The sequence below is a fragment of the Neisseria sp. P0022.S009 genome (genome assembly GCF_051956675.1).
Classification (GTDB): Bacteria; Pseudomonadota; Gammaproteobacteria; order Burkholderiales; family Neisseriaceae; genus Neisseria.
In genome coordinates this window covers 201,443-221,648 of record NZ_JBQCXE010000002.1, presented here as the reverse complement: position 1 = coordinate 221,648, position 20,206 = coordinate 201,443, and the positions used below count along the sequence as shown (strand labels likewise).

Genomic DNA, 20,206 nt, shown 5'->3' with positions numbered 1-20,206 from the left:
GCCGTCTGAAAACATCAGAATGCGCCGAAATAGTGGAACAAATAAACAATCAGCAAAATAATCGGGATAAACATCCATATGCTTTGCCGTTTCAATTCGGGCTCTTGTTTTAGGTGGTGTTTGATGACGTCAAAGAGGACGAATTTGAATAGGAACGTGGCTTCGCAGGCAAGGATGATGCCGTTGATGAGGTGTTGCGTTTTGTCTTCGGGCGGGTTGAGGGCAAACCACAAAAGGGTGGCGAGCGGAATCAGGCAGACGGCGAGCCAGCGCAGAAGGATGGGTTTGGACATGGTGTGTGTGCAAGAAATAAAAGAAACATTATACCCTGTCGTCTTTCAGACAAGTGCAAATCAGGCTATCATTCGGTTTATTTGAAACGAACATTTATCCCTATGCAAACCCAAGCCATCATCCGCCATATCGTTCAATGGCTCAAAGATTACGCCGAGCAGGCGCGTGCCAAAGGTTTTGTCGTCGGCGTATCCGGCGGCATCGATTCTGCCGTGGTTTCCACACTTGCCGCGCAAACCGGTTTGTCGGTTTTGTTGTTGGAAATGCCGATTCGTCAGAAATCCGACCAAGTCAACCGCGCACAAGAACACATGGGCCGTCTGAAACAGCGTTATCCTAACGTAAAAGCGCAAAGCGTTGATTTGACCCCGGCGTTCGATACGTTTGCCGATACCGTTGACGTCAGCGAAACCGAATTTCCCAACAAACAGCTGGCACTGGCCAATGCACGCAGCCGCCTTCGCATGACGACGCTTTATTATTACGGCCAGCTGCATGGTTTGCTGGTGGCGGGGACGGGCAACAAAATTGAAGATTTCGGCGTTGGGTTCTTCACCAAATACGGCGACGGCGGCGTGGACATCAGCCCGATTGCCGATTTGACCAAAACTCAAGTGTACGCGCTGGCAGCCGAGTTGGACGTATCGGAAGACATTCAAAAAGCCGTACCGACAGACGGCCTTTGGGATACCGAGCGTACCGATGAAGAGCAAATGGGCGCATCTTATCCCGAACTCGAATGGGCGATGAGCGTGTACGGCAGCCACAAGCCTGAAGATTTTGAGGGCAGGCAGCGCGAAGTTTTGGCAATCTATACCCGATTGCACAAAGCCATGCAGCACAAAGTCAATCCGATTCCTGTTTGCAAGATTCCGGAAGAATTTTTTTAAGTTTGAACATCAAAAGGCCGTCTGAAAACGCTGGATTAAGGTTTTCAGACGGCCTTTTATATTTTATTTCAATAAGAATTGGGAATATGCTTGAAAAACAGCATCATTAGATACCAAAACAGCGTAGCCGCCGCCGCGCCCAGCAATACCCACGCGCTGATTTTGGCGATTTCCCGAATGGTGCGCTTTTGTTGGCGGCTGAACAGACGGTTCACAATCAATGCCGCGATGGCGCAAAAGAAAAAGAATCGCAAAAGCCTGCCTATCATTCCATATCCTCCCAAAAATATTGCCTCTAATTAGGGCAGGCCTTCTGAAGCCTCATGCACAAAACAAAAACGAAACGTTATAATACCCCTTTTGCCGCATCACTTGGAAATTACAAATGACAACAAATGCCTCAGTGGGCATTGTAACGCCCCGGAAAATTCCGTTTGACACACCGCTTGCTCTGGAAAACGGCAAAACCTTACCTCGTTTCGACCTGATGATTGAAACCTACGGCACGCTCAATGCCGACAAAAGCAATGCCGTCCTTATCTGCCATGCCTTATCAGGCAATCATCATGTTGCCGGCAAGCACAGTGCGGAGGATAAATACGCCGGTTGGTGGGACAATATGGTCGGCCCCGGCAAACCTATTGATACCGACCGCTTTTTCGTTGTCGGTTTGAACAACTTGGGCGGCTGCGACGGCAGCACCGGCCCCTTGTCCGAGAATCCTGAAACCGGCCGCGAATATGGTGCGGATTTTCCGGTTGTAACCGTCAAAGACTGGGTGAAGTCCCAAGCCATGCTTGCCGATTATCTCGGCATCCAAAAATGGGCGGCCGTTGTTGGCGGAAGTTTGGGCGGCATGCAGGCATTGCAATGGACGATTTCTTTGCCCGAACGCGTTGCCCACGCGCTCGTTATCGCTTCCGCGCCTAAACTTTCCACCCAAAATATCGCGTTTAACGATGTTGCCCGCCAGGCGATTTTGACCGATCCTGATTTTCACGAAGGTAATTACCGCAGCCATCATACCGTTCCTTCACGCGGTTTGCGTATCGCGCGCATGATGGGGCACATTACTTATCTTGCCGAAGACGGTTTGGGTAAAAAATTTGGCCGCATTTTAAAATCAGACGGCTATCAGTACGGCTATGGCGTTGAATTTGAAGTGGAATCTTATCTGCGCTATCAAGGCGACAAGTTTGTCGGCCGTTTCGATGCCAACACTTATCTGCTGATGACCAAGGCGCTCGACTACTTCGACCCGGCCGCCGATTACGGCCACAACCTCACGCGTGCCGTAGAGAATGTGCAGGCCAAATTTTTTGTTGCCAGCTTTAGCACTGACTGGCGCTTCTCGCCGCAACGTTCGCATGAATTGGTCAAGGCATTAATCGCCGCGCAAAAATCCGTGCAGTACATCGAAGTCAAATCCAATCACGGCCATGATGCTTTCTTGATGGAAGACGAAGCCTATATCCGCGCTGTTGCCGCTTATATGAACAACGTTTACAAGGACTGCCAAAAATGAATCTGCGCGATGATTTGCAACTCATTTACGATTGGATACCCGAAGGCAGCCGCGTACTCGATTTAGGTTGCGGCGACGGCGAGCTGCTGGCCGCGTTGGTGGCGCATAAAAACTGCGCCGGTTACGGTATTGAAATCGATACCGACAGCGTGATTGCCGCCATGACCCGCGGTGTAAACGTTATTCAGGCCGACTTGGAAGAGGGCTTGGCGGCGTTTGGCGATCAAAGCTTTGATGTGATTGTCTTGAGCCAAACCATTCAAGCCATGCAGAACACGGAAAAAATCCTGCGCTGCCTGATGCGCGTGGCCAAACAGGCTATCGTCAGCTTCCCTAACTTCGGCTACTGGCGCAACCGTTTTCAAATCGCCGTCGGCGGCCATATGCCGGTTTCCGAGCGTATGCCGTATCATTGGTACGATACGCCCAATATCCATTGGTGTACCCTCAAAGATTTTGATTTGCTGTGTGCCAAAAACAAAATCCGCGTGCTTGAGCGTGCGGTCATGACGGGCAACCGACAGGTCAAACATCTGCCGAATTTATTGGGTAGCCTGGCGTTTTACCGCGTAGGTTGATGTGGTGATTAATAAAGGCCGTCTGAACAGGTCATCACGAAAGCATGGCTTTTGCGGATACCTGTTCAGACGGCCTTTTATTGTTCCAGCCGGTTTAAGCCTGTTTCAATTTTTCCAACAAGGCCAAACTGCCGGCATCGACCAGGCGGTAGGTTTCGTCAAAGTCGCCTGTGTACCACGGATCGGGAACGTGGTTATAACCTGAGTCGGGGATAAGGTCGGTCAGTTTGAAGATTTTGCCGGGGTGGAAACCGAGCTGTTTTTCGGTTTCTCTGAGGTTGTTGTCGTCCATCACGATGATGTAGTCGAAATGTTCGGCATCGCTGGGTTTGATTTTGCTGCTGGTAAAACCTGACGGGTCGATGCCGTGTTGTTTGAGCACGCGGCGCGTGCCTTCGTGCATGTTTTCGCCGTCGTGCCAGCCTGATGTGCCTGCGCTGGATGTCATGACGGCATTGCCCATGCCTGCTTCGTGGGCGCGGTGGCGCAGGACGTATTCGGCCATGGGGGAGCGGCAGATGTTGCCGAGGCAGACGAAAAGGATTTTGTGGGTTTTCATGTTTGTGAAAATGAGCGGTAAGGTTTGAAAATCAATGCAACACGCTGAACCGTTTTCAGATGGCCTTGCGTGTTGCATTTTCAATTTAGTTTACATTGCTGAAGAAAGGATTGTGGCCTTCCAGTTTCAACGCTTGGGCATAAGTCGGGATGTTTTCGTTTTCACCCAGTGGGTTGTGCAGCAGGTAGAGGTGCTCGATGCGGCATTCGGCCATCAGGTCGAGGAAGTTTTGCTGCACGATGGCGATATTGTCGGTTGAGGCCAGCTCCCAAGTGAAGGTCTGCGGAACGATTTCAAACGCGCTGTCGGTCGCGTTGAAGCTAAACTGGAGCTTGCCGTCCGCCTTGGCTGCGGCAACAACGCCGACGCGCGGGCTTTGCATACGGATGGCGCGGATGGCGTTGGTGGCAAAAACGTCCATGGCCATGCGTTGGCGGGTATGGCTGCCTTCGGTCAGGGTGTCAAGCGGCGTATTGGGCGAGAGCGGGTTGGTAAAGAGGGTAACGCCGTCGAGGGCGAGATGCTCTTGCCAAACCTGCATCAGCGGCAGGCCTGCCTGTTGCAGGTTGAGGCCCAAGGCCGTCTGAATGCTTTTATCGCCGTAGCCCAGCGCGTAAACAACATGGACGGATTGGCCTTCGGGCAGCACCAATGGTTTGTATTCGAATTTTTGCAGGAATGCGCCTGCCGCTTCATCGTTTTGCTTGGCTTGGAACCATTCGCCCGGGGTAACGCTGCTCAAATCGGTCGATTGAACGAGGTAGGGCAGCCATTGCGTGTTTTGCGTGAGGGCGCGCAGGTTGGGGTAGTTTTGCAGGCAGGCGAAGAGGGCTTCGGTAGGCAGCGTGAGCGGTAGGGTTTGTTCTTTTTTGCAACCGGCAACCAAAACGACAGGCAGGGCAAACCATTGGGCTTCGTTATCGTTTTCTGCCTTCAGGACTTCGCCCACGCTTTGAATCAGGCTGGTGTAAGTGCCGACATCGGGCGCCATGGTCATTGCCAATGAAAGGTTGATGTAATGGTTTTGGCTGAGCATGGTGCGGATTTCGGTTTGCAGTTGGCCGGCCGAAAGTTTGCGTGATGCGGAGGAGGAGTTGTGCGCCAGCTGATAGGCATTGAGCAGAAGGTGGTTTTTGATAGGGCTTTGCGGATAAGGGCGGGTATCGGGAAGAACAAAGGTTTTCATGACGGTTTGAAGTGTTGTGTTGTAAGTGTGGCGATTATAGCAATTTAGTCGGTTGGTGTGCTTGTTAATACATGAAATTCAAATGACGGCAGGGTGTACGCTTCATTTTTACGCAGTTTCAGTGTCGGTATTTTGAGGCTGAAGAGGATGGAACCCGATGTGTTATAATTCATGACCAAACATAATTCAGAAAGGAACAAAATCATGCGTTTGCTTCATACTATGCTGCGTGTCGGCAATCTCGAACGCTCTTTGGATTTCTATCAAAACGTATTGAATATGCAACTGCTGCGCCGCCGCGATTATCCTGAAGGCCGTTTTACTTTGGCTTTTGTCGGTTATGGCGATGAGGCGGACCATACTGTTTTGGAGCTGACCCACAACTGGGATACGGAGTCTTACGACTTGGGCGATGCTTACGGCCATATCGCGATTGAAGTCGATGATGCTTACGCCGCGTGCGAACGTGTCAAAGAAAAGGGCGGCAAAGTGGTACGCGAAGCCGGTCCGATGAAACACGGCACGACTGTGATTGCGTTTGTCGAAGATCCGGACGGCTACAAAATCGAATTTATTCAAAAGAAAAGCGGTAGCGATTCGGTACAATATTCATCTTAAGACATAAGATAATGGAAAAGGCCGTCTGAATATTCAGACGGCCTTTTGTTTGATCAGCCCAACTGTTTTTGCTTTTCACTCAACAGGGCGTGTACTTGAAGCGCGGTGGCATAGCGGTCTTCTCCCGCTTCAATCGGATCGAGGAAATGCAGCTCGACCGTGCTGGAAGGCTGGCTGATGACCATGCAGATAGATTGCCAGAGGCTGATGTCGCCGTAGTAGGCGGTGTGCGGATTGGGGCTGCTGCCGTCCGGATTCGGATAGCGGCAGAGTGCCGGAATAATCGGTACGCCTGCATCGTAGGCCGTCTGAAAAAAGCTGGGTTTGAACGGCAGGATTTCACGGCCTTCGGTACTGGTGCCTTCGGGGAAAATGGTGACGGTATCGCCGTTTTTCAGCGCTTCGGTTACGCCGGCGATTTTGGCGGAATTGCCTTTGATGCCGCGGTTGCGCGAGACGTAAACCGTTTGTGCCTGTGTAGCGAGATAACCGACCGCCGGCCATTTGGCCACATCGTCTTTAGCCACGAAACGGCCGGGGAAAGCGCCGTTGACCGCCATAATGTCCAACCATGAAATATGGTTGCTGATAAGCATTTGGCCGCGGCCTTCTTGCGGCGGCGTGCCGAAAGTTTGCAGTTTCATGCCGCAGGAAGCAAGCACGCGCAGCGACCATAATTGGATCGCACGCAGTTTGCGTTTGCTGCTGTAAAAGGGAAACAGAAAAAACATTTCGGCCATGCCGTACAAAAGGCAGCCGGCAATGCAGAGAAGACGGAAGATAAAACGGATTTTGGCAGTCATTGTGTGTGTTTTTATAAAAGATGAGGCAGGCCGTCTGAAGTTTCAGACGGCCTTTTATTATGAATCGGTTTTAGGGGCAAAACGTTGCAAGTAGCGGTCGGAAAGATGGCTGATGTCCATCATGATCAGCACATCCGCGCAGTTGAACGCTTCATCGACGCAAGGTTCGCCGCAAAACCACGCGCCTGCTTTGAGATAGCCTTTGATCAGTGCGGGCACGGGCGGGTTTTCAGACGGCGTGATGCTGTCCCATTTGAGCGGGTTGAGCGGTTTGACGCGCCATTGTTCCGGAGCAAGGTATTTGCCTTTCAAGGCATGATACAGACCGGCCGCATCGCTGCCGCCGTCGCGCATTTCGATACTGCCGCAACCAATCATAAAGCGCAGATTTTCGTCTTTCATGAATTTGACCAAACCGGTCCACAACAGCATGACCAAGCCGCCGTTGCGGTAGTCCGGGTGGGTGCAGGCGCGGCCGAGTTCGACGGTTTGCGGCAGGATGTCTTTCAAAGGCTTAAGGTCGAATTCATGCTCGCTGTACCAGCCGCCGACTTTTTTTGCGGTTTCTTCGGTAATCAGGCGGTAGCAGCCGATAACTTCGCCGGTTGCATCGTCAAACGCGAGCAGGTGGTGGCAATGCTCATCATAAGGATCGACATCGCGGCCGTCATTGCTTTCGATTTCCGCACCCAATTCTTGGGCAAAAACCTGATAGCGCAATCTTTGGGCGGCTTCGATTTCAGCTTGGGTTTCTGCAAGGCGTACGCTCAGGCCGATTTTGGGGCCCGTTTGATTGAAACGGCTGGGGGACATGATGTTTCCTGTTTGAAGAAAATGGCTGATTATAGCGGATATACGGACAGATTTATATTGGTTTGCTTTGCGGTAGGGCAAATTATGTCGGGTTGTTGGAAAAAGGCTTCAGGCCGTCTGAATTTGGCATGCCAAGCGGTAGAAGCGTAAAATCAATGTTTTTGCCGCTTTTTTTGTTATGGAAACCTCTTTTCTGCTTGCCGGAAAAATTACCGAGCTGACGCTGATTGTTTTGATGGGCGTGGCTTTGGTGAAGGCCGGGCTGTTGAAATCGGAAAACAGCTACACGCTCTCCGTCATCGCGCTTTACCTAATCAGCCCGTCTGTCATGATTCATGCTTTTCAGATGGACAATACGCCGCAGATTATCGAAGGGCTGAAGCTTTCCGTTATGCTGGCGGTGTTTTTCCATGTGGTGTTGATTGTTTTGGGCAGGGTGTTTAAACACTTGTTCAAACTCGATGCGCTCGAACACGCGGCGACGGTGTACAGCAATTCGGGCAACCTGATTATCCCTTTGGTAATGTCGGTATTTGGGCCGGAATGGGTGATTTACACCACTGGTTTTATCTTGGTGCAGACGTTTTTGTTTTGGACGCATCTGCGCCTGTTAATTTGCGGTCGAGGCAATGTGGCTTGGAAAACCATTTTCACCAATATCAACATCTTATCCATGTTGGTCGGGCTGCTGATGTTTGCCTTTCAAATCAAGCTGCCGCACATTGTCGATAATACTTTGGCGACGGTGGGCAGTATGATTGGCCCAGTTGCCATGTTGGTGGCAGGTATGCTGCTGGCCTCTTTGCCGTTGCGTTCGATTGTGTGGATGCCGAGGCTTTATCTCGTTGCTTTTTTAAGGCTGATTTTGATTCCGGTATTATTGCTTTTTGCCGTTAAAGCCTGCGGTTTTGCCCATCATGATGCGCATGCGGATACGGTTGTGTTAATCAGCTTTTTGGCAACGACTTCGCCTGCCGCTTCGACAGTTACCCAAATGGCGGTTGTTTACGGCAAAAATGCCCAAAAAGCCAGTGCGATTTATGGGTTGACGACCTTGCTTTGCGTGGTAACCATGCCGGTAATGATTGCCTTATATCGTTGGATTATTTAAGAAAAGGGCAGGCCGTCTGAAACTTTGACTTTATGTTTCAGACGGCCTGTTTGGTATTTTAATTTTGAAAATAACTTTTATTATCAATTAATTAAGCAATTAAAAAAACTATACAAAGCCTCAAGCAGCGTGTATCCTTATGCCTAACATTCATCCAATATCAATCTTTAAAGGAACACAGCCATGACCGACTTTACCGTTTGGGAAACCGCACCTTTCAATTCCACCATCGACCATATCCTGCAGCGTTACCACAATGTCCACCGCGCCCAGTTTGAAGAGTTGGTTCCGCTGGCGCAAAAAGTGGCGCAGGTTCATGCCGACACTTTTCCTGCCGAAGTACCTGATTTGTTGGCCTATATGCAAAACGAGCTGTTGATGCACATGATGAAAGAGGAGCGCATGTTGTTCCCGATGATTAATCAGGGTGTGGGTCGCGGCGCGGCCATGCCCATCAGCGTGATGATGCATGAACACGAAGACCACGATCAGGCCATCGCGCGTTTGGAAGAATTGACCAATAATTTTGAGCTTCCCGAAGGCGCTTGCGGCAGCTGGACCCGTTTGTACACTTTGGCCAAAGAGATGGTGGATGATTTGAAAGACCATATCCATTTGGAAAATGAGATTTTGTTCCACCGCGTTTTGGCTTCTTAAAATTTGAGCTTAATCAAGGCCGTCTGAATGTTCATACGGCCTGTTCTTTAATCCCTTGCTAAGTTAGTATAATAGTTCTAAAATTTTAATAAAGAAACAAAATTAGGCAGTAAAGGCACACATCCGTTCTTTTGTTTACTTGAGAAGGAGTTTATGAATGAAACATTCTAAAGTTTTACTATCGGGTATTCTGTTTGTTGCTCTGACTGCATGCGCCCAAACGACGGACGGCAGCTGGAGCGCCCTGCAGGATACGAAAACAGGTGTGCAGTCGCGACCTTATTATGAATTTGGCAATGTGGTTCAGAAGATTTCTTTTAAGAAAACTGGCAATCCGGAAAATGGTCTGAAAAAGCCTGTCTTGACGGTGTATCGCCAAGGCAAGCTGTTGGGCGAAGCATATAATTTGGAAGCCTCTCATGGCAGCCCCTTGTTGCCAACCCTGTTTCTGGTAAACGGCAAGTCATTAAATGTAAATGACGGCAACGATAGAAAACAATTGGCTTCTGCGAAGAGAATCGATTTTTACGATTTCGGCCACGGCCGTATCGGCCACGCAGTCTTTACCGCGCCTAACGGCATCTGTCAGGATATGAAACACGGCAAAGGCGTTTCCTATAAGCTGATTACCAACTATATTGATTTTCCGGATTATCCTTCGCCTGAAAATATCTTGATTATTACTGCACAAGGTAAATATCTGCAGGACGAGTTTATATTGGATTCTACCGAGTCAAGGGTGACCAGTGCCAATAAAGAATTTGCCAGAAAATATGGCGAAGCCCTGAAATCCAAGAATGGCCCTGAGACCAGACAGGTAAATATGGCTAATGCAGCCAGTGCGGAAAAAGGCAGACTGTTGGCTGATTATGTATGTAGGTGATGAAATCAAAGGCCGTCTGAAATTCAGACGGCTTTTTTGAATCATGAATGCATCTCTTGTTCAAACGACAGCAGAATCTGTTTTACTTCATCCGCTTCTTTGACGGCACGGATACGGTCGAACAATACCTGCGCCTGTTCAAACTCTTTTTTCATCATGCCCAGCCATTGTTTCAAACGGGCAACCGGATATTTGTTGTTGGCCTCTTTGGTAAGGCATAAGTCGAAGAACTGGACTATCCATGAGGAGACTTCGGCAAAGTCAGTGTCTTTCACTGTTTCGCCGTTTTCATATTGCTTGATTTGCCGCGCCAAGTCTGGACGGATAACCGCTCCGCGCCCGAGCATCACGCTGTCGCAGCCGCTGACGGTTTTAATGTCGAGATAGTCTTGAAGGCTGAACACATCGCCGTTGGCAGTAACGGGAATACTGACTGCATCGCGGATTTTGCGCACCCATTCCCAATGAGCCGGCGGTTCGTAGCCTTCGACTTTGGTGCGCGCGTGGACGGTCAACGCGCATGCGCCGCCGTTTTCAATCGCGGAAGCGCATTCCAATGCCAGACTTTTGTCTTCGTAACCGAGCCGCATTTTGGCCGTCAGCGGAATGTGTTGCGGCAGGCGTTGGCGCAGGGTGCGGACGATGTGGTAAATCAAGTCCGGCTCTTTGAGCAAGACCGCACCGCCTTTGTGTTTGTTGACCGTCGGCGCGGGGCAGCCGAAGTTGAGGTCGATTTTGTCCGCACCGAAACGCACGGCTTCCAAAGCATTGACGGCCATGTTTTCCGCATCGCTGCCCAAAAGCTGGACAGTACAGGGCGTGCCAGCCGGCGTGCGGTTGGCATGGGCGATTTCGGGAACATATTTAAGCCAAGTGGCGCGTGAGTGGACCGTGTGCGTAATGCGGACAAATTCGCTGACGCATTCGTCAAATCCGCCGATGCGTGTCAACAGGTCGCGCATCACATCGTCCACCAGCCCCTGCATGGGGGCAAGAATAAGCTGCATGAGTCAGGCCGTCTGAAAAAAGGAGGACATATTGTAGCGGTATATCGGTTAAAATACAGCTTCCTTTTTCAGACGGCCTTTTTATGATGCACACAATTCCGGCAACCGCCGCCATGTTGGTAAAAAATTCAGAACGTTATCTTTCAGAAGTTTTGAGTGCGCTGAAAGACTTTGACGAAGTCCTGCTGTTGGACAACGGCTCGACCGACCGTACTTTTGAAATTGCCAAGGGCTTTCCCAATGTCAGCTATTACAAGCATGAGTTTATCGGGTTTGGCCCGATGAAAAATCTGGCGGCCAGGCTGGCGCAAAACGATTGGATTTTCAGCATAGACAGCGATGAAGTGGCGGATAAGGCTTTAATTGAATCCATTCGTGCGGCCGTTTTGGAAAATGAGAAGGAACATATTTTTTCGCTTTCCCGTCTGAACCATTACCACGGCCGCTTGATTAAAGGCTGCGGCTGGTATCCGGATATTATTCCGCGTCTTTACCATCGCAGATTTACCCGTTTTTCCAACCGTCAGGTGCATGAGTCTTTGGTGTTGCCACAGGAAGCCAAGGTTAAACAACTCGATGGCCGTCTGAAACATTATTCTTTTGAAAACGCCGAAGGGTTGATTCAAAAAATGCAGCAGTACAGCTCGCTGTATGCGGAAGAAAACCGCTTCAAGAAAGACAGTTCGCCGTTTAAGGCTTTGTTGCATGGCGGCGTATCGTTTGTGAAAAATTACCTGCTCAAACGGGGTTTTGCCTATGGCGCGGACGGGCTGACGATTTCGGTGTCCAACGCGCAAGGTTCGTATTACAAATATGTCAAACTTTACGAGCGCAACCGCACGATAACCGTCTCCCTCATCATCACTACCTATAATCGTCCCGATGCTCTGGAGCTGGTGTTGAAATCGGCTTTATCGCAAACCCGTCTGCCGGATGAGATTATTGTCGCGGATGACGGCTCAAGACAGGAAACCGCCGAAGTGGTTGATTTTATCCGCCGCAGGGCAAGTATTCCGGTCAAACATTCATGGCAGCCGGATAGAGGCTTTCGTGCCGCAGAATCGCGCAACCGTGCACTGGCGCAGGCGAAAAGCGATTATATTGTGTTGATTGACGGCGATATGGTCTTGGATCCGTCTTTTATCGCCGATCATTTGAAGATTGCCCGCAAAGGCCGTCTGATACAGGGTTCCCGCGTGATTTTGACTGAGGACAAAACGCAGGATATTTTGGACGAAGGCGATTTGCCTGCCTTGTCTATGTTCAGCTCGGGAATAGAAAAACGGCTTTCAGCCCTGCGCTGCCGTTGTTTGGCCAAATTGGCAGGCCGCAAAGGTAACCGCAAACACAAAGGCATCAAAACTTGCAATATGGGCTTTTTCCGCAGCGATGCGCTGGCCGTTAACGGGTTTGACAATAGCTTTGTCGGTTGGGGCAGGGAGGACAGTGAATTTGTCGCCCGTTGCTATCATAATGGGATGAAACGCCATAATTTGAAATTTGCCGGCATTGCGTACCACCTCTGGCACAATGAGGCGGAACGCGATTCCTTGCCGCAAAACGATGCTTTGTTGGAGGCAACCTTGTCGGAACGCAAAATCCGCTGTGTCCATGGCGTATCGGATTTTATAAAAGATGAAGAAGTAGCCGGAAAATAGCCTTATCATTTCATCTGAATCATAGAGGCCGTCTGAAAATCTTCAGACGGCCTTTTTTATGCTTTTGATGAGTCTATTGGTTAAATGAGAATATTATTTATTTGATGTAGATCAGTATGTATAATTAGGTAAAGTATGGTTAGGAAAGAGAGTTTACTCTATAATCCAACCGTTTGTAATTTTATTTCGGCGAAGGCCGGATTTTGGGAGTTGTGATGTCAACTATGTTTTTTATCCAGTTTGCCGTTGTGCTGCTGTGTATCCTGATTGGTGCGCAGGTTGGCGGTATTGGTTTGGGCGTGCTCGGCGGTATCGGCTTGGCCGTATTGTCTTTTGGTTTCCATCTTCAGCCGACCAGCCCGCCGATTGATGTGATGCTGATGATTATGGCGGTAGTGTCTGCCGCGGCGGCCATGCAGGCCAGCGGCGGTTTGGACTATATGATTAAAATTGCTACGCGCGTGTTGCACCGCAATCCGAAATACATCACCTTTATCGCGCCGGCGGTAACGTACATCTTTACCGTGTTGGCAGGTACGGGCCATGTGGCTTACTCGGTCTTGCCCGTGATTGCCGAAGTCAGCCGCCGTAATGGCATCCGTCCTTCCCGTCCTTTGACAATGGCGGTTATCGCTTCCCAATTTGCGATTGTCGCCAGCCCGATTGCCGCTGCCGTTGTTGCCTGTGTCTCCATGCTTGAGCCGCAGCACATCACGATGGCGGATGTGTTGAAAGTCACCGTTCCGTCTACGATTTTGGGTATCGGTTTGGCTTGCGTGTTCGTAAACAAACTGGGCAAAGAATTGAAAGACGATCCGCATTATCAGGCTTTGTTGCAAGACCCGAACTATGTGAAAGAATACATCGATGTGGAGGAACAACAAACCGATGTTGCCATTTCGCCGAAAGCCAAATTGTCGGTCGGTATTTTCTTGACTGCGGCATTGCTGGTGGTCGTGATGGGTGCGCTGCCTGAGTTGCGTCCGGCTTTTGAACACGATGGCGCGATCAAGCCTATGGGCATGGCGCATACGATTGAAATCGTGATGCTGTCTGCTTCTGCGCTGATTATTTTGGCGTGTAAACCCAATGGCGATGCGATTACCCGAGGTTCGGTATTCCACGCCGGTATGCGTGCCGTGATTGCAGTGTTTGGTGTGGCTTGGTTGGGCGATACCTTGATGAACGGCCACTTAACAGAAGTGGAATCGACCGTCAGCCATTTGGTTGAATCTGCACCATGGACCTTTGCCTTTGCCTTGTTTATCTTGTCGGTATTGGTCAACAGCCAAGGCGCGACAGTGGCAACGCTGTTCCCAATCGCTATCAAACTGGGTATTCCTGCGCCCATCATTATTGGCACATTTGTCGCGGTAAACGGCTATTTCTTCATTCCAAACTACGGTCCGATTATTGCCGCTATCGACTTCGATACAACCGGCTCAACCAAAATCGGCAAATTCATCTTCAACCACAGCTTCATGATTCCGGGCTTGTTGAGTATGGCATTTAGTCTGGTTTTCGGTTTGTTGTTGGTTCAACTGTATTATTGATGGACTGAAAAATGAAGGCCGTCTGAAATTAAATTTCAGACGGCCTTTTTGATATTGTCATTTGAGAGCTTAATTGCAGTATTTATTGACGTCGTTTTGGTATTGCTTAATTAGGCTGTCGCGATTGGCCAAGCGTGCGCTTTCGGCGACTTGGCGGTTGATTTTGGCGATTTTGCAGTTTTCCAGCTTGTTTTGGCGGTTTTGTTCTTCGATTTTTTTATTGCGCTCTTCGATTTGTTTGTTTTGTTCCGCAACCTGTTCGTTGGGCTGCTCGGCAACCGGTTCAGATGCCGCAACAGCAGGTGCAACGGCAGGTTTAACGTTGTGCGTGCGGATGTTGACCACGCCGGAACGCTTCGGTTGCAGGCGGTTTGGCGTATCGGAATAGCTGTTGCCCGATGAGCCTTTCCAAGTGTAAACCTTGGCCGCGCCGGTCAGAGCGGCGGAAGAGAGAAGGGCTGCTATCAGACAGGTTTTGAGTACGGAAGATTTCATGGGTTTCCCTTATGTAAATGATGTTCTCATGCGGCTTATTTTACTTGAAACTGCAATGCGTTGGCATATTTTTGTACGCCAAATCAAATCATGTAAAAAAATAACGTTAAAACGTGTATTGCCAATGTTAGCATCAAGCCGGTGTGATATAATGCCGTGCATCTTGCACAAACTGAAAGACCGAGCATCATGCGTATTGTAGAAAAAGCCTATACTTTCGACGACGTTTTGTTGGTTCCAGCGCACTCAAACGTGCTGCCTCGAGATGTCAAACTTCAAACCAAACTCACCCGCGATATCACGCTCAACCTCCCTCTACTTTCTGCTGCAATGGATACCGTTACCGAAGCGCGTCTGGCTATCTCTATGGCTCAAGAAGGCGGCATCGGCATCATCCATAAAAACATGACGCCGGAGTTGCAAGCGCGTGCCGTTTCCAAAGTGAAGCGCCATGAGAGCGGCGTGGTGAAAGATCCCGTTACCGTTGCGCCGACCGCATTGATCCGCGACGTATTGGAAATGCGCGCACAACGCAAACGCAAAATGTCCGGTCTGCCTGTTGTTGAAAACGGCAAAGTGGTCGGTATCGTGACCAACCGCGACCTGCGTTTTGAAAACCGTGTCGATTTGCCGGTTTCTGCCATCATGACCCCCCGCGACCGTTTGGTTACCGTTCCTGAAGGTACCAGCATCGATGAAGCCCGCGAAATCATGCATGCGCACAAAGTTGAGCGCGTTTTGGTATTGAACGACCAAGACGAACTCAAAGGTCTGATTACCGTTAAAGATATTCTGAAAACAACCGAATTCCCTAATGCTAACAAAGATGCCGAAGGCCGTCTGCGCGTCGGTGCTGCGGTGGGTACCGGCGGCGATACCGAAGAGCGTGTCAAAGCATTAGTGGAAGCAGGCGTGGACGTGATTGTGGTCGATACTGCCCACGGTCATAGCCAAGGCGTTATCGATCGTGTGCGCTGGGTCAAAGAAACTTACCCGCACATTCAAGTCATCGGCGGCAATATCGCGACTGCCCAAGCCGCTTTGGATTTGGTGGCCGCCGGTGCGGATGCCGTTAAAGTCGGTATCGGCCCGGGCTCGATTTGTACGACCCGTATCGTGGCAGGCGTGGGCGTGCCTCAACTGACTGCGATTCACAATGTTTCCGAAGCCTTGAAAGGTACAGGCGTTCCCCTGATTGCCGACGGCGGTATCCGCTTCTCCGGCGATATTGCTAAAGCTCTGGCAGCAGGTGCATACAGCGTCATGCTCGGCGGTATGTTTGCCGGTACGGAAGAAGCACCGGGCGAAATCGAACTCTACCAAGGCCGCTCTTACAAGTCTTACCGCGGCATGGGTTCGTTGGGTGCGATGAGCCAAGGTTCTGCCGACCGCTACTTCCAAGACAAAACCGACAGCACAGACAAATATGTTCCTGAAGGCATTGAAGGCCGCGTGCCTTACAAAGGCCCGATTGTGAACATCATCCACCAATTGACCGGCGGTCTGCGCTCCAGCATGGGTTATCTGGGTTGCGCCAATATTGCTGAAATGCACGAGAAAGCAGAATTTGTGGAAATCACTTCTGCCGGTATGAGCGAATCCCACGTTCACGACGTACAAATTACCAAAGAAGCGCCTAACTACCATCGTTAAACCACTATAAAAAGGTCGTCTGAAAATATTTCAGACGGCCTTTCTGTTTTTATAAGGTTTTAAAAATGAAGCAAATATTGCTTGCCGCCGTTATGCTTAGTATTTGGGGCGTGGTATTTGCAGAATAATTGCGAAGACAAACGCTTCATGCGCTCAAACCAGAGTGCATCTGTTGAAATGACATGTATCAAATAGTACGTTCTGCTCAGGGCGATTAAACCAAGTTTCAGACGGCCTTTTAAAAATCGTATTACAATAAGCCAAAATTAAAAACACATTCCATTATGTCCAAAAAAATCCTGATTATTACCCCAAGCTGGATTGGCGACTGCGTCATGACCCAACCGCTTTATCGCCGTTTGCATGAGCTGCATCCCGGCTGCACTATTGATGCTTTTGCGCCCAAATGGTCGATGGCCGTATTTGAGCGTATGCCTGAAATCAACCGTGTGATGGAAAACCCGTTTGGACATGGTGCATTGGAATTGAAAAAACGCTGGCGTATCGGGCGTGAATTGGGAAAAGAAGGCTATGATCAAGTGATTGTTTTGCCCGGTTCGCTCAAATCCGCCATTATTGCTTTGGCTACGGGGATTAAACAGCGTACGGGCTACGTCGGCGAGTCGCGCTATTTTTTGCTGAACGATATCCGTAAGTTGGATAAGGCCGCATTGCCGTTGATGGTTGACCGCTATACTGCGCTGGCGCACCCGACCCAAGCGGATTTTAACGGGCATTCTGATAATCCCTGTTTCACGATTGATCCCGAAAGCCGTCAAGCCGCTTTGGCAAAACATGGTTTGGCGACGGATAAACCGATTTTGGCATTTTGTCCCGGTGCGGAATATGGCCCGGCCAAGCGTTGGCCTGCGCGTCATTTTGCCGAACTCGGCCGCCGCTATTTGGCTGAAGGTTGGCAGGTTTGGCTGTTTGGTTCACAAAAAGATTTCGATATTGCAGATGAAATCAACCGACTTTCAGACGGCCTGTGTACCAATCTTTGCGGTAAAACCAATCTTCCGGAAGCGATTGATTTGTTGTCTTGCGCTGATACGGTCGTGTGCAACGACAGCGGTCTGATGCACCTTGCGGCCGCGCTTGATCGGAAATTGGTTGCGGTTTACGGTTCATCCAGCCCTGACCATACGCCGCCTCTAAGCCCAAAGGCAAAAATCGTCAGCTTGAATTTGGATTGCTCGCCTTGTTTCAAGCGAGAATGTCCGTTGGGGCATACGGATTGTTTGAACAAACTGACGCCGGATAGGGTGCAAAAAGCGGCGGAAGAGCTGGCTCGTTCGGCGTAATCCAATAAAGATTAGATGGAAAGCAGCAAAGGGCAGATTTGAGTCTGCCTTTTGATTTTTTGTTTTTAACGAAAGGCCGTCTGAAAATCATATTTCAGACGGCCTTTTGGGGTTTGAAATCAATACATCTGATTATTTTTGATGTAGATTGTAAACGTATTCGACTTCTTCGCGGCTGCCCATGAATACGGCAACACGTTGGTGCAGGCCGGTAGGTTGGATGTCGAGCATGGCTTCGATGGCGTTGTTTGATGCGCCGCCGGCCTGTTCCATAATCAGGCTCATCGGGTTGGCTTCGTACATCAGGCGCAGTTTGCCCGGTTTGGATGGGTCGCGTTTGTCTTGCGGATACATGAATATGCCGCCGCGCATCAGGATGCGGTGGATTTCGGCAACCATGCTGGCTACCCAGCGCATATTGTAGTTTTTGCCGCGTACGCCGGTTTCGCCTGCCAGCAATTCGTCAATGTATTGTTGAACAGGGGCGAACCAATGTCTTTGGTTGGACATATTGATGGCGAATTCTTTAGTGGATTCGGGAACGCGCGGATTTTCTTTGGTCAGCAGGAATTGGTTGGCATCGTCCAGAGTGAAGACGAATACGCCGTGACCGACAGTCAGTACCAGTTGGGTTTGCGGACCGTATAAAACATAACCTGCAGCCACTTGGTCGCGGCCTTTTTGCAGGAAGGACTCGGTAGTCAATGTGCCTTCTGGTTTCGCCAAAATGGAGAAAATTGTGCCGACGGAGATGTTGACGTCGATATTGGAAGAGCCGTCCAGTGGGTCAAACAATACCAAATAGCCGCCGTTTTCGTGTGTAGCGACATAGGTGTCTTCTTCTTCGCTGGCAAGGCCTGCGATGTTGGCATTGGCTTTTAAAACATCAATCATGATGTTGTTGGCGATGACGTCCAGTTTCTTTTGGTCTTCGCCTTGGATGTTGCCGGTACCGGCCATGCCTAAAACGCCGGAAAGCGCGCCGAGGCGGACTTTGGCGTTGATGTCCAAACAGGCGGCGGCTACGGATTCCAGTACGCCGGCCAGCTCCTGCGGCAGTTTGTGTTCGGGCAGGTGTTGGGCTAAGAATTGGTTCAATGTCTTCATGGTTTCACTCTTTTCCTAAGTTTGAATCGAATATTTTTCAATTTCAGGCCGTCTGAAAACGGCGTGTTCATTTGGTTTTGCTGTCGGCCATGCCTAAAACTTCTTTAGTGCAGGCGATGCTGGTGTCTTTGATGCGTTTTTTCAGCTCGTCGCTCATGGTGTTGCTGCCGCCCAAAAGCGAGGTCGCTTCTTCAGGATTGATTTGGTCGACTGTTTTTTCGCCGATGCAGCGGCAGATTTTTTCAGTGGTCGCGGAATCAAACGGGCTTTTTCCGGAGGCTTTTTCCACGCAGGCTTCGGTCGCCGAACGGATAAATTCGGTGCGGAAACTTTGGGTAAATTCTTCTTTAAATTCGTTTTTTACTGATTCGCTGCACGCACAGAGCAGGAGCGTGCAGGCTAGGGGTGTGCGTATATTCATGAGTGACGTCCGTTAATTGTTATGTTGTGAATTGTAGTGGAAAAAGGCTTAAGTATAAAGGGTTAAGGCCGTCTGAACAGGTATGGCGGCAAAATCGAAGCGCTTGGGTATGCGTTCAGACGGCAACGTTTATTTCGTTTTGCTTTCCAATACATAATGCGCGCCGGCATCTTGCGCCAGAATTTTGGAAAGCTCGGGCAGATTGTTTTGCAACTGTTCGGCAAGCATATAGGGCGGGTTGATGATGAACATGCCGCTGCCGTGCATGCCGAAGCCGTCGCTGCGCGGCGTATGGACATGAAGCTCGGCGTGCAGATAATTGTCGGGAGCGATTTTTTTGAGTTCGTCCGGCAGTTTGCGGCTTTCTTCGCGGCTCAAGCAGGGATACCAAACCATGTAGCAGCCGGTTTCAAAGCGTTTTAAAGCATCTTTCAAAACTTGGACGACACGGCGGTAGTCTTGTTTTTCTTCGTAGGGCGGATCAATCAAGACGGCGGCGCGGCGGGGCGGGGGAGGCAAGAGCGAAATCAGGCCTTGATAACCGTCTGCTTGGCTGACTTGCACTTTGCGCGGCGGACGGATTTCGCGCATATTGTTTTGCAAATGGACAAAATCGGCAGGATGCAGCTCAAAGAGGCGCATTTTGTCGCTGTCGCGCGTGAGCGCCTGTGCCAGCCAAGGCGAGCCGCAGTAAAGGTTGTCTTGCGGCAGGATTTGTTTCAGACGGCCTATAAATTCGGCCAATTCGGCAGGCAGCTTGTCAGCTTGTTCCAAGAGCGCAATGCCTTGTTTGTATTCGCCAACTTTTTGCGCTTCGTCGCCGCCCAAATCATACAAACCGGCACCGCTGTGCGTATCGATATACCAATAAGGCTTGTCTTTGCGGTTGAAATATTCGAGGACAAGGAAGAGGGTAAAGTGCTTGAGCATATCGGCATGGTTGCCGGCATGGAAGGCGTGGCGGTAGCTGAGCATGATCGGGCGGCGGAAATAAAAATCCGATTATACCCCAAACCATCGCCACCACCGCTTTCAGACGGCCTTTGTGCCTGGAAAATGCTACAATATCCGCCTTATCGTACCATCGGAAA

22 protein-coding genes are annotated in these 20,206 nt (G+C 50.1%); 11 read left to right on the top strand and 11 right to left on the bottom strand.

All coding sequences use genetic code 11. From position 1 onward, the window contains the following. Positions 1-14: 14 nt before the first annotated feature. Positions 15-293, bottom strand: coding sequence for a hypothetical protein (locus ACTHUG_RS04165; protein ID WP_314589727.1), 279 nt, complete (start codon positions 291-293; stop codon positions 15-17). A 102-nt stretch (positions 294-395) separates the two neighbouring features. Here ACTHUG_RS04165 and nadE point away from each other — a divergent pair, with 102 nt between their 5' ends. Continuing rightward, a complete protein-coding gene (nadE, locus tag ACTHUG_RS04160; RefSeq protein WP_440386263.1) occupies positions 396-1,184 on the top strand; it encodes an NAD(+) synthase in 789 nt (262 codons plus the stop codon). A gap of 68 nt (positions 1,185-1,252) precedes the next feature. Here the strand turns inward: nadE and ACTHUG_RS04155 are convergent, their stop codons facing one another. Further along, complete coding sequence (locus tag ACTHUG_RS04155; RefSeq protein WP_003747144.1) at positions 1,253-1,453, bottom strand: protein MIGRI; 201 nt, start codon at positions 1,451-1,453, stop codon at positions 1,253-1,255. Positions 1,454-1,569: 116 nt separating this feature from the next. On the opposite strand from ACTHUG_RS04155, the gene metX reads away from it, so the two are divergent. Both metX and metW read left to right on the top strand, forming a co-directional pair. After that, positions 1,570-2,709, top strand: coding sequence for a homoserine O-succinyltransferase MetX (gene metX / locus ACTHUG_RS04150; RefSeq protein WP_440386264.1), 1,140 nt, complete (start codon positions 1,570-1,572; stop codon positions 2,707-2,709). Then, positions 2,706-3,287: a methionine biosynthesis protein MetW gene (gene metW / locus ACTHUG_RS04145; protein ID WP_049322294.1), complete on the top strand. Its 582-nt coding sequence runs from the start codon at positions 2,706-2,708 to the stop codon at positions 3,285-3,287. Before metX ends, metW begins: the two co-directional genes overlap by 4 nt. Positions 3,288-3,381: 94 nt before the next feature. On the opposite strand, the gene ACTHUG_RS04140 is transcribed toward metW, so the two are convergent. Together ACTHUG_RS04140 and ACTHUG_RS04135 are read right to left on the bottom strand one after the other, a co-directional pair. Then, positions 3,382-3,846, bottom strand: a complete 465-nt coding sequence (locus tag ACTHUG_RS04140) for a low molecular weight protein-tyrosine-phosphatase (protein WP_440386265.1) — start codon at positions 3,844-3,846, stop codon at positions 3,382-3,384. An 85-nt stretch (positions 3,847-3,931) separates the two neighbouring features. Next, positions 3,932-5,032: a conjugal transfer protein gene (locus ACTHUG_RS04135; protein WP_440386266.1), complete on the bottom strand. Its 1,101-nt coding sequence runs from the start codon at positions 5,030-5,032 to the stop codon at positions 3,932-3,934. A 204-nt stretch (positions 5,033-5,236) separates the two neighbouring features. On the opposite strand from ACTHUG_RS04135, the gene gloA reads away from it, so the two are divergent. Further along, entirely contained in the window at positions 5,237-5,650 is a 414-nt protein-coding gene (gene gloA / locus ACTHUG_RS04130) for a lactoylglutathione lyase (RefSeq protein ID WP_049348681.1), read from the top strand. A 53-nt stretch (positions 5,651-5,703) separates the two neighbouring features. Here gloA and ACTHUG_RS04125 read toward each other — a convergent pair whose 3' ends face one another. Next, complete coding sequence (locus tag ACTHUG_RS04125; RefSeq protein WP_440386267.1) at positions 5,704-6,453, bottom strand: lysophospholipid acyltransferase family protein; 750 nt, start codon at positions 6,451-6,453, stop codon at positions 5,704-5,706. A 57-nt stretch (positions 6,454-6,510) separates the two neighbouring features. After that, positions 6,511-7,266 (bottom strand): GNAT family N-acetyltransferase, encoded by a 756-nt coding sequence (locus tag ACTHUG_RS04120; RefSeq protein ID WP_440386268.1) that lies wholly within the window; start codon positions 7,264-7,266, stop codon positions 6,511-6,513. Between the two features lie 178 nt (positions 7,267-7,444). On the opposite strand from ACTHUG_RS04120, the gene ACTHUG_RS04115 reads away from it, so the two are divergent. From ACTHUG_RS04115 to ACTHUG_RS04105, 3 genes are all read left to right on the top strand, one after another. Continuing rightward, on the top strand, positions 7,445-8,377 hold the full coding sequence (locus tag ACTHUG_RS04115; RefSeq protein ID WP_440386269.1) for an AEC family transporter: 933 nt from the start codon (positions 7,445-7,447) through the stop codon (positions 8,375-8,377). A gap of 183 nt (positions 8,378-8,560) precedes the next feature. Then, positions 8,561-9,034, top strand: a complete 474-nt coding sequence (dnrN, locus tag ACTHUG_RS04110; RefSeq protein ID WP_107697094.1) for an iron-sulfur cluster repair protein DnrN — start codon at positions 8,561-8,563, stop codon at positions 9,032-9,034. Between the two features lie 157 nt (positions 9,035-9,191). Beyond that, positions 9,192-9,917 (top strand): hypothetical protein, encoded by a 726-nt coding sequence (locus ACTHUG_RS04105; protein ID WP_440386271.1) that lies wholly within the window; start codon positions 9,192-9,194, stop codon positions 9,915-9,917. A 41-nt stretch (positions 9,918-9,958) separates the two neighbouring features. Here ACTHUG_RS04105 and ACTHUG_RS04100 read toward each other — a convergent pair whose 3' ends face one another. After that, positions 9,959-10,924: a tRNA dihydrouridine synthase gene (locus tag ACTHUG_RS04100; protein WP_440386272.1), complete on the bottom strand. Its 966-nt coding sequence runs from the start codon at positions 10,922-10,924 to the stop codon at positions 9,959-9,961. 83 nt (positions 10,925-11,007) lie between these two features. Between ACTHUG_RS04100 and ACTHUG_RS04095 the strand changes: the two genes are divergently transcribed. Beyond that, positions 11,008-12,582 (top strand): glycosyltransferase family 2 protein, encoded by a 1,575-nt coding sequence (locus tag ACTHUG_RS04095; protein ID WP_440386273.1) that lies wholly within the window; start codon positions 11,008-11,010, stop codon positions 12,580-12,582. A gap of 224 nt (positions 12,583-12,806) precedes the next feature. Beyond that, on the top strand, positions 12,807-14,135 hold the full coding sequence (locus ACTHUG_RS04090) for an anaerobic C4-dicarboxylate transporter family protein (protein WP_440386423.1): 1,329 nt from the start codon (positions 12,807-12,809) through the stop codon (positions 14,133-14,135). Positions 14,136-14,204: 69 nt separating this feature from the next. Here the strand turns inward: ACTHUG_RS04090 and ACTHUG_RS04085 are convergent, their stop codons facing one another. Next, positions 14,205-14,630 carry a DUF4124 domain-containing protein gene (locus ACTHUG_RS04085; RefSeq protein ID WP_440386274.1) on the bottom strand — a complete coding sequence of 142 codons (426 nt, stop codon included), beginning with the start codon at positions 14,628-14,630 and terminating at the stop codon, positions 14,205-14,207. Between the two features lie 189 nt (positions 14,631-14,819). Between ACTHUG_RS04085 and guaB the strand changes: the two genes are divergently transcribed. Both guaB and waaF read left to right on the top strand, forming a co-directional pair. Next, the gene (gene guaB / locus ACTHUG_RS04080; RefSeq protein ID WP_049348691.1) at positions 14,820-16,283 is read left to right on the top strand and encodes an IMP dehydrogenase; all 1,464 of its coding nucleotides are present in this window, start codon (positions 14,820-14,822) and stop codon (positions 16,281-16,283) included. A gap of 284 nt (positions 16,284-16,567) precedes the next feature. Further along, the gene (waaF, locus tag ACTHUG_RS04075) at positions 16,568-17,587 is read left to right on the top strand and encodes a lipopolysaccharide heptosyltransferase II (protein ID WP_440386275.1); all 1,020 of its coding nucleotides are present in this window, start codon (positions 16,568-16,570) and stop codon (positions 17,585-17,587) included. A gap of 132 nt (positions 17,588-17,719) precedes the next feature. Here the strand turns inward: waaF and ACTHUG_RS04070 are convergent, their stop codons facing one another. The 3 genes from ACTHUG_RS04070 to ACTHUG_RS04060 all read right to left on the bottom strand — a co-directional run bounded on the left by ACTHUG_RS04070 (position 17,720) and on the right by ACTHUG_RS04060 (position 20,090). Further along, positions 17,720-18,694, bottom strand: coding sequence for a class 1 fructose-bisphosphatase (locus ACTHUG_RS04070; protein ID WP_440386276.1), 975 nt, complete (start codon positions 18,692-18,694; stop codon positions 17,720-17,722). Between the two features lie 67 nt (positions 18,695-18,761). Further along, positions 18,762-19,115: a hypothetical protein gene (locus ACTHUG_RS04065; protein WP_440386277.1), complete on the bottom strand. Its 354-nt coding sequence runs from the start codon at positions 19,113-19,115 to the stop codon at positions 18,762-18,764. A 129-nt stretch (positions 19,116-19,244) separates the two neighbouring features. Then, positions 19,245-20,090, bottom strand: a complete 846-nt coding sequence (locus tag ACTHUG_RS04060) for a 23S rRNA (adenine(2030)-N(6))-methyltransferase RlmJ (protein ID WP_440386278.1) — start codon at positions 20,088-20,090, stop codon at positions 19,245-19,247. Between the last annotated feature and the right edge of the window lie 116 nt (positions 20,091-20,206).

Coding starts and splice junctions, on each gene's coding strand:
- ACTHUG_RS04165 (WP_314589727.1), bottom strand. CDS start 293: ATGTCCAAACCCATCCTTCTGCGCTGGCTCGCCGTCTGCCTGATTCCG.
- nadE (WP_440386263.1), top strand. CDS start 396: ATGCAAACCCAAGCCATCATCCGCCATATCGTTCAATGGCTCAAAGAT.
- ACTHUG_RS04155 (WP_003747144.1), bottom strand. CDS start 1,453: ATGATAGGCAGGCTTTTGCGATTCTTTTTCTTTTGCGCCATCGCGGCA.
- metX (WP_440386264.1), top strand. CDS start 1,570: ATGACAACAAATGCCTCAGTGGGCATTGTAACGCCCCGGAAAATTCCG.
- metW (WP_049322294.1), top strand. CDS start 2,706: ATGAATCTGCGCGATGATTTGCAACTCATTTACGATTGGATACCCGAA.
- ACTHUG_RS04140 (WP_440386265.1), bottom strand. CDS start 3,846: ATGAAAACCCACAAAATCCTTTTCGTCTGCCTCGGCAACATCTGCCGC.
- ACTHUG_RS04135 (WP_440386266.1), bottom strand. CDS start 5,032: ATGAAAACCTTTGTTCTTCCCGATACCCGCCCTTATCCGCAAAGCCCT.
- gloA (WP_049348681.1), top strand. CDS start 5,237: ATGCGTTTGCTTCATACTATGCTGCGTGTCGGCAATCTCGAACGCTCT.
- ACTHUG_RS04125 (WP_440386267.1), bottom strand. CDS start 6,453: ATGACTGCCAAAATCCGTTTTATCTTCCGTCTTCTCTGCATTGCCGGC.
- ACTHUG_RS04120 (WP_440386268.1), bottom strand. CDS start 7,266: ATGTCCCCCAGCCGTTTCAATCAAACGGGCCCCAAAATCGGCCTGAGC.
- ACTHUG_RS04115 (WP_440386269.1), top strand. CDS start 7,445: ATGGAAACCTCTTTTCTGCTTGCCGGAAAAATTACCGAGCTGACGCTG.
- dnrN (WP_107697094.1), top strand. CDS start 8,561: ATGACCGACTTTACCGTTTGGGAAACCGCACCTTTCAATTCCACCATC.
- ACTHUG_RS04105 (WP_440386271.1), top strand. CDS start 9,192: ATGAAACATTCTAAAGTTTTACTATCGGGTATTCTGTTTGTTGCTCTG.
- ACTHUG_RS04100 (WP_440386272.1), bottom strand. CDS start 10,924: ATGCAGCTTATTCTTGCCCCCATGCAGGGGCTGGTGGACGATGTGATG.
- ACTHUG_RS04095 (WP_440386273.1), top strand. CDS start 11,008: ATGATGCACACAATTCCGGCAACCGCCGCCATGTTGGTAAAAAATTCA.
- ACTHUG_RS04090 (WP_440386423.1), top strand. CDS start 12,807: ATGTTTTTTATCCAGTTTGCCGTTGTGCTGCTGTGTATCCTGATTGGT.
- ACTHUG_RS04085 (WP_440386274.1), bottom strand. CDS start 14,630: ATGAAATCTTCCGTACTCAAAACCTGTCTGATAGCAGCCCTTCTCTCT.
- guaB (WP_049348691.1), top strand. CDS start 14,820: ATGCGTATTGTAGAAAAAGCCTATACTTTCGACGACGTTTTGTTGGTT.
- waaF (WP_440386275.1), top strand. CDS start 16,568: ATGTCCAAAAAAATCCTGATTATTACCCCAAGCTGGATTGGCGACTGC.
- ACTHUG_RS04070 (WP_440386276.1), bottom strand. CDS start 18,694: ATGAAGACATTGAACCAATTCTTAGCCCAACACCTGCCCGAACACAAA.
- ACTHUG_RS04065 (WP_440386277.1), bottom strand. CDS start 19,115: ATGAATATACGCACACCCCTAGCCTGCACGCTCCTGCTCTGTGCGTGC.
- ACTHUG_RS04060 (WP_440386278.1), bottom strand. CDS start 20,090: ATGCTCAGCTACCGCCACGCCTTCCATGCCGGCAACCATGCCGATATG.